At 72.2% G+C, this 8,605-nt stretch carries 2 protein-coding genes; one reads left to right on the top strand and one right to left on the bottom strand.

The window, feature by feature from the left end; genetic code table 11:
• A partial coding sequence (locus CCN51_RS49540) for an RICIN domain-containing protein (RefSeq protein WP_086861117.1) occupies positions 1–1,087 on the top strand: 1,087 nt, incomplete at its 5' end.
• A gap of 60 nt (positions 1,088–1,147) precedes the next feature.
• Here the strand turns inward: CCN51_RS49540 and CCN51_RS49535 are convergent.
• On the bottom strand, positions 1,148–8,587 hold the full coding sequence (locus CCN51_RS49535) for a lonely Cys domain-containing protein (protein WP_211303332.1): 7,440 nt from the start codon (positions 8,585–8,587) through the stop codon (positions 1,148–1,150).
• Positions 8,588–8,605: the final 18 nt, after the last annotated feature.

The following is an 8,605-nucleotide window of genomic DNA, read 5'->3' as shown; positions in this document are numbered from 1 at the left end:
CACTCCCTCCCCCGCGCCCTCCGCCCCGGCGAGCACGGACGAGAGCGGCAAGTCCGAATCGTCGAGCGCCGAGAAGTCGGCGACCCGCGCGCAGCCGGAGGCGAGCAACCGCAGCCGGAGGGGGCTCTTCGGCAGCGGCGCGGTCGCCGCCGGATCCGGTGACGGCCGGTCCGGCGGGGCCGCGGCGGCCACCGCCATCGCCACCGTCGCCGGCCCCGGCGGCGACTCCCCCGACGCGGACGCCGGCCTCTCCGGCCGTCCCAAGAAGCCTCTCCTCGCGGGTGCCGCCATGGCGGGTGCCATCCTCGTCGCCGTACCGCTGCTCATCATGGCCACCGGCAAGGACGACGACGACAGCAAGAAGGTGGCCACCTCCAACTCCGCCGACACCGTGCTGGACGACGACGGAGGGCGGGCGGGTGAGTTCGTGGCCGAATCGCCCTCGCCCAAGAAGAGCAAGGCCGAGAAGAAGGAGAAGGAAAAGGAGTCGAAGTCCCCCTCCCCGGCGAAGGAGAAGGCCGCGGTCACATCGCCGCCCAGCCCCTCATCCACGGCCAAGGAGCAGGAGAAGAAGCGCACCTCCACACGGAAGAAGACCCCCAGCAATCTGCCGGCCGTCATGACCCGGGTGCTGGTCAAGAACAACACCAACGGCACCTGCGTCGATGTCCCCGGCTTCACCAGCGGCAACCCCGACGGCCCGATCCACCAGTCGGCCTGCAACAGCAACCCGGACGACAACCAACTGTGGAACGTGGAGAAGAGGTACGACAGCAAGGGTCCGGGCGGAGTCCCCCTGTTCCAGATCCGCAACGTCATGGACGGCATGTGCCTCGACCTGCCCGGCTACGGAGCCGCGGGGAACGCCACCAAGGTGACGGAGTTCCCGTGCAACGGCACGACCGCCGACAACCAGCTGTGGTGGCTGGACAAGCAGGCGGACGGCCGGTTCTGGATCCGCAACTTCGCCAGCAACAACACCTGTCTGGACTCGTACGGGACGGATGACCAGACGCGCGACCTGATCATCTGGCCGTGCGCACCGGAGAACCTCAACAACCACGAGTGGTACTTCACCCGCTCCTGAGTTCCGGTCCCGGCTCGTCTGCCCATGGCCCCGGCGGTTTCCGCCGGGGCCATCCGCGTATCAGGCGTCCTCGCCACTCGGGCCGTCGGCAGCGTAGGACGGGTCCATGGTCAGCAGGAGCAGACACTGGGCCGCGGTCAGCTCGACGTCCGCGAGCGGAAGCTTGTCGACGAGGAGGGCCGCCTGGGCACGCTGGGCGGTCGAGAGCTCCACCCCCAGCTCCTCCAGCACCTTCACCGGGACGGTGCGGCTCTGGTCCAGCGGGGGGATCGTCTCCTCGGACATGGCGTCGGCGGTGACATCACGCTGGCCATCGCCGTCGACATCATCGGCGGGCGCCTCCCACGGCAGCTGGACCGCCTTGGCATCCTCCATGGCCGGAACGACCGGTGTCAGATGGATCCCCGACGCGTCCACCACCACCCGATATGGCGCCGTCTTGGGATCCAGGAGCTCCAGCGCGTCCCCCAGGGCGTCGATATTGGCCACCCGGCCGATCCAGCCGCTGTCTCCCCGCAGCAACACCCCGGCCGACGGATGGACGAAGTCGTCACCGAACCGCTGCCACCCGTCCGACGGCACCACCTCGCCGTCGGGAAGCCGGATGTTCCCCGTGTCGCTGACCTCATAGCCCCATGGCGTGGACCGGTTCGGAGAGGGGCGCTCGAACTTCCGCCATCCCTCCGCCGGCTTGCCCTTCCCCTCCGGCACGTCCGGCGGCGGCACCTCGCGCACACCGCCGCCGTACCGCGGTTCCCCGACGGTCAGTTCATGGCCGACCGGCCAGCCCTGCGCCACCGGCTCCACCCCGGTGTCCCTCGTCCCGCCGCGCACCCGAACCGCCGCCGTCATGGGCGCCGAACCCCGGTGATCGTCGGCCGTGATGCCCACCTGATGGGTCCGGGCGATGTCGCGACCAGGGCGTGCGGTTCTGGACACGGGCGTGATGGGGAACTGATCGGCCGTGACACGCGGTCTCCCCTGCCCGCTCTGGAGCCGGTCCAGATGCTCGGCCAGCCTCTCCCGCAACGCCGTGGCGACCGCCTCGGCCCGCCATGGGCCGCTGTCCTTCGCTCGGCCACCCGCCTTGGAGTCGCGGACGTTGTCCCGCGCGGTGATGGTGATGTCGGGGAGCGGGAGTCCGTGGGCGTGGTTCCACAGTCCCACCCGGGCCAGGGTGGCGGCCAGGTCGTTGATGATGAAGCGGTTCTGGTCGGCCGTCAGCTGTCGCGTGTTTTCGACGGTGAGGGTCTTCGGGGTAATCCGGTGGCCGTGGACCACCACCGCCGTCAGGGGGTTGACCTCGGCGGAGGGGCCGTCCGACAGCAGATCGCCGTTGACCTCGTGCATGCTCTCGCCCTGACGCCCGCTGAACATGCGGAAGTACCACATGTCCTCGCTCCGGACGAGCGACGCGGCGCGCTTGATCGCGGCCTGGGCCCGGCCCAGGGCCCGGTCCAGTTCGCCCTGTGCCGCCGCGTGTTCCGGGGTGCCCCGGACCTGCTCGTCCCGGTCGGCCGTCGCCCGGTCGACGGCGAGCAGCGCCTCCGCCACCTTCAGGTAGCCGCGCAGTCGCTCCAGTTCCCCGGCGCTCGCCCCGTCCCGCTCGGCCTCCTCGATCCTCCTGCGCAGTCCGGTCTCAAGACGCCACCAGTCCTCGGCGGTGGAGCGGTCCTGGTTCTCCTCGACCATCCAGGACAGCAGGGACTTCATATAGAGCTTGCGTGAGTGGTTCTCCAGGGTGATCTGATCGGCGCCGTCCTCACTGGCCAGCACCACCTGTGCGAAGTGATAGCCGAACGGGACGCCTTCCCCGGCCTGGGGCTTGGCGAAGTTGCGGTTCAGTACGGGACGGCCCTGTTCGTCGACCGCGCCGATCGACTGGATCACATAGCCGGAGCCGACCGACGCCCAGGCGCCCCTGTTGGCCCCGATTCGCTCGACCGCCGCGTCCAGCCGCTCACGGCGCGGGTTGTCCGGTTCCTCCAGGCTCTGCGCGCTCCCGTACGACTCGCCGGGCAGCGGGCCGTCCACGCCGCCCATGGGGCGGTCGTCCTCCCGCGTCCGCGCCGCCGCCCAGCGCGGATCCACCCGCTCCAGATCCTCCAGGCCGTCGGCCACCTCGGCCAGTGCCCGGGCCAGATGGTGGGTGCCGGTGACCTCCCATCCGTCGGAGGCGTTGATGGGCACGGTGACCAACTCGCCGCCGTCGGGGTCGGTGAAGACCATATGGGACACGGACACCCCGCCTGCGAGCATCTGCGCGAAGTCGCGGCAGATCTCCTCCTCCGAACGGCCGCTGCGGGTCAGGAACTCCGGCTCCACCTTGAACAGGGGCTCACCCCGGGTGCCGTCCGCGGCGGGCAGGACGATGGCCACGTCCTCCTGCGCCTTCAGCCGGACGTGGTTTCCCGCCTCCGCCATCTGCGTGTTCGCCCGCTCGATAGCCTTCCGGGTCGCGTACGCCTGCTGATTGAAGCTCTGTTCCCCGTTGTCACCGCACTGGACGGCGAGTGTCCGGTCCCCCGAGAAGCGCAGGGTGGGGCGTTCGCCGGTCGGGGTCTCGGTGTAGTCCTGGCTGGGCAGATAGAGCGCGGCCCTCCGGGAGGCCGACCTTCCGAGGGGGTAGGCGACGCTCAGGACGGGGTTGTCCGGCCGGCGGAACAGCACACCGTCGCCGCTGGTGTCGATGACCTCGTAGTCGTTCGTCACCAGTGGCCCGGGCCGGCGCGGGTCCGGCGGCCCGGGTCGGCGCGGCTCCTGGGACGTGGCCGGCCGGGTCTCGCCACCGATGCGGCCCCTGACCCGCCGCAAGGCGCGCGGCGGCCCCTGTTCGGCGGCGGCGATGATGCGCGCGTCCAGCACGGGCGGCCGACTCCGCGCGGCGCGCGAACCCTCCGCCCGGGGCAGACCGCCGCGCGCCCTGGCATCGCCGCGTGACACCGGCTCCTCGCGGCGGTCCCTGGACGGATCGTCCGCGTTGAACGTGTCCGTTTCCAGGGTCGTCGCGGTACGCGCGGCGCCGGGCGCCGGGGCCGGCGGACGGCCGCGCTGCCAGTGGTGCTTCTGCCCGGGGGCCGCCGTCACCACCATGACGCGGGTGCCGGTCAGCGGATCGTCGTGCACGGTGACCGGGCCGCGGGACGAGACGGTGGTGCGCGCGGTCGCCGCCCGGCTGTTCAAGGACTTCGGCAGGCTGCGGCTCCCGCTGCCGGCATGGGACTTGATCACCGCCACCTCGGCGTCCGGGGGCCTGACGGTCAGCCACGGGTCGTGGACGAGCAGTTCGGCGATCTCGTCGTGGGGCACCCGGCGGCGTGAGCCGTCCGGCCAGGGCATGTCGATGTGGCCGTCCCCGCCGTCGGCCAGGACGAAGAACGGGAGCCGCGCCCTGGGCACATCGGAGGTGCCGTCGATGTTCCACGGCGTGTACCGCGGGGTGCGGGCCTCGAAGGCCCCTTCGAGCGTGCCGTCCGGGGACTCCAGGTAGTACGCCACCTCGAGCGGCTTGGTGGAGCGCTGACCGGTCCAGTCGCGGCCCCTCGCCTCGCTGCCGGGGGTGCGGATCAGCGTGTCGTCGGAGAGCGCGTCGTTCAGCTGGAGGTGGTAGGCGGCGAGGGCGGTGGGGTTGTGGACATCACGGCCCGCGGCCGACGCGGCCGTGATCAGCCACACCAGTTCCGCGTGGCGCGCCCTGTCGAGCGGTCCGGCCGCGTCGCCGAGATGGAGGACCTTGGCCGCCAGCGCCTGCACATCGGGGGTGTCGGAGAGCACTTCATGGGCCTCGATCACCGCCCACAGCAGCCGTTCCCGGTCCACGTCGGTCACCTGGTCCGGGGAGTCCAGGTGGAGGACCTCCGCCGCGCGCTCGTTCAGGCTCAGTCGGTCTCCGCGGACCACCCTCCGCAGCAGGTCCACGCCCCCTTCCACCGACGGCATGGACACGAACTCGCTCAGCTCCGTGCCGCGCGGCGCGGACGGCGCGGCGAGGAGCAGCGCCTTGACCTGCTCCGGCGTCGGCTCGACGGGCCGGCCGCCGGCGCGGGGCGGCACCCCGGCATGCCCCAGGGCGGCGCGCTTCAGCAGCTCCATCCGGAACCGCCCGTCGGCACCGCGCAGCCCCGGCTCGACACGTCGCATCCGCTCCACCGCGCCGATGCCGCGCAGCAGCCGCCGGTACTCGCCCGCCGGGTCGTCCTTGTCGTTCTCCACGGTGACGCCGAAGGTGATGCGCAGCGCCCGGACCAGCCGCAGGGTCACCTTCCTGACCTCGGACGGGGCGCGCCCCTCCCCCTGGTGCAGGCCCGCGATCCGGGCGAGTTCGTCCAGTTCGGCGCCGTACGGCTCGGGCCGGGTCTCGAGCCAGCGGCGCGGCCGGAGCTGCGGGTCGGTGATGATCGAGTGCTGCCCCCGGAAAGCGCGGAATCCGGAGGTCCGATCGGCGCTGAAGTGGGTGTGCCGGGTCCTGTTGGCCACCCGCTGCATGGCCGAGACGGTCTCCAGCGGGTCGGCGGCGGCGGTGTCGCGGCTGAGGTTCCCGACCTCGGGGTAGCCGTCCGCGCGCGCGTCGATCCAGCAGCTCATGGTGACGACCACGTCCTCGGGGCGCAGCCGCCGGATGCTCGGACGCCGCTCCAGGAAGCCCCCCATCTCGTCCCCGTCCACGCTCCAGGACCGGTCACGGTCGTCCGTGAGTTTGAACCGGTTGGGCATCGCGTGCGTGCTCACGAAGTGCGCGTTCCGGCCGGCCCACGGCACCTTCTCCGGCGGGCCCACCGGCTGCCTGGTGACGGGGTCGAGGACGACGTACTCATCGGTGTCGGGGAGGATCTCGAAGGTGCCCTCCCGTATCCGCGTGTCCGCGTCGTTGAAGCTCGCGCGGCCGTAGGGGCGCCCGTCGGCCACCATGGTCGTGTGTTTGACGGCGCTGTCCGGGATGAGGTGTCCGTCGGTCGTACGGACGAAGCCCTCCCCCGCGGCGATGTCCTCCTCGTCCAGGTCGTCCGGCTCGCTGCCGATCCACCCGCCGACGGGCGGTCCGCCCTTCCCGCGGTCGATCACCACGATCCGGCCGGAGCGTACGGTCACCTCGCCGCTGTGCGCCCAGACCGTTCTGTCGGTCCGGAAGGCCCCGGTACGGGGCAGCAGGAGGCCCCGGTCGCCCGCGCCCGGCACGGCCAGCAGCACCGGAACGTCGGGGTCGAGACCGAGCAACTCCGGGTCCGTGGCCAGCAGTGCGGCGAACTCCTCCAGCGTCACCCGCACGGGAGCGGAGCCCGGCAACGAGACCATGATGTGGTCGTGGCCGCCCTCGGCCACCACGACATACGGGGATCTGGCCCCGGGCCTGCGCCACCACTCCCCCGTGATGGGCTCGCCAAGGGAGCCGTCGGGGTTCTGGACGGAGTACGACCGCCGGTCGAAGGCGCCGATCGGGCGTCCCGTCAGGTTGCGGCCCATGGTCCTGCCACCGGTCGAGGTGATCGTGCCGGCCTTGGCGAACACGCCCCGCTTCACCAGGTGTTGGACGCCGAGTTCGGCCAGGCTGCCCGCCCGCTCGGCCGCGATCGCCTCGTCCACCAGCCGGTACAGCTCGCGCCGCTGCTCGCCGCTCACCGGCGCGTCCGGGGCCAGGTGCAGGATCCGGCGGACGAGCGGGTCGGGGTCGAACGGGCCCTCGCGCAGGGCGGGGTCGGAGTCCGTCCGCCGCAGGGTGTCCAGCCGCTCGACCGCCCCCGAGTAGCGTGAACGGACGATCTCCACCGTCGTCCGGGCGCGCGGCCGCCGGTCCGTGCCGTGCGTCCGTCCCTGGCCGACGGCCTCGATGGGGATGTCACGGGCGTCGATCCGCCTCGCGCTGGACGGCTCGTTGCGCTGGGCCCGCCGTAGGTACGTGTGCGCGCTGTCGAAGAGGGCGTCGGCCACGGTGTCCGCGCGTTCCTGGTCCAGGGTGCCGCTGCCCTGGCCGGCGTCCGGCCGTGCGGATCCGGTGCCGTCGCGGTGTCCGGTGACCTTCACCTTCGGCGGGGCGAGACCGGCCCGGGCGTCCCGCAGCGCGACCTCGGCCAGTTGGCGGCCCAGTTCATCGACGCGGGCGCCCTGCTGTGTGTCGAGCGCGGAGGAGCGGTCGGCGAAGGAGACATGGGACCGGGGCGGCAGGACCGGCGGCAGCGCGTCGCGGAGCGCGGCCGTCGTCGGCGCCGCCGACGACGCCGGGGCGGGGGCCTGGTCGGAACGGTGGACGTCGCGGTCCGGGGCATTGGTGTAGTCCCCGGCCGTCGACTGCCGGCGCGGTCGGCCCGTCCGTGTCGCGGGGGACGCCGAGCCCCGGTGGTCGTCGACGGTGATGGTCGCTTCGCGGCCCTTGTCGGGGTCGCCGCCACCGCGGGCCGTCTCGGGCATCTCGGTGATACGGAACCGGTCCGCGGTGAGCAGGGGCGCCTCCAGCCCGCTCTGCAGCCGCTCCAGGTGTTCGGCCAGGCTTTCGCGCAGCGCCTTGGCGATGTTCTCGGCCCGGATCTGACCGGTGTTCTTCGCCCCGCTCCCCAGCGAGAAGCGGCGGTTGTTGGCGCGCCCGGTGACGGTGATGTCGGGCAGCGGAAGGCCATGGGCGAGGTTCCACAGCCCCACCCGCGCCACGGTCGCCGCCATCCCACGGATCACGGTCTTCTTCTGCTCCGCGGTCACCTCGTGCTCGCCCTCGGCGAAGGCGACCGTCTTGGGGGTGATCCGGTGGCCGTGGACCACCACCGCCGTGAGCGGGTTGGCCTCCGCCGAGGGGCCGTCCGACAGCAGATCGGCGTTGACCTCGTGAATGGTCTCGCCCTGGCGCTTGCTGAAGACGCGGAAGTACCACTGGTCCTCGTTGCGGATCAGCGGTGCGGCGCGCCGGATGGCGGTCTGGGCGCGGGTGTGCGCCCGGCCCATCCGGTCCACCGCCGCGGCGTGTTCGGGGCTGCCCTCGGGGTGCGTACGGGCGTCGGCCTCCGCCTGGCCGATGGCGAGCAGCGCCTCCGTCAGTTGGAGATAGGCGCGCAGGTTGGCCAGTTCCTGCGCACTGGTGCCGTCCGTCTGAGCCTCGTCGGCCCTGCGCCGGAGTCCGGCCTCCAGCCGCCGCAGCCCCTCCGGGGTGGTACGGGCCCGGTTCTCCTCGACCATCCCGGACAGCAGGGACCTCATATATCCCTTGCGCGCGTGGTTCTCCAGGGTGACCTGGTACGCGCCGTCCTCGCTGGCCATCACCACCTGCGCGAAGTGGTAACCGAAGGTGACACCCTCCGCGCCCGGGGGTTTGGCGTAGTTGCGGTCCAGCGCCGGACGGCCCTGCTCGTCCGCGGCCCCGATCGACTGGATCACATAGCCGGAACCGACCGGCGCCCAGGCGTTCCTGTTGGCGCCGATCCGCCGGAGCGCCGCGTCCAGCCGTTCGCGCCGGGGGTCGTCCTCTTTCTCGTAGCTCTGGGCGCTGCCGTACGACTCGCCCGGCAGCGGACCGCCCATACCGCCCATGGGGCGGTC

The sequence above is a fragment of the Streptomyces milbemycinicus genome (assembly GCF_002154605.1).
GTDB lineage: Bacteria > Actinomycetota > Actinomycetes > Streptomycetales > Streptomycetaceae > Streptomyces > Streptomyces milbemycinicus.
The sequence above is the reverse complement of the archived record's forward strand: the minus strand, read 5'-3'. Positions and strand labels throughout refer to the sequence as shown.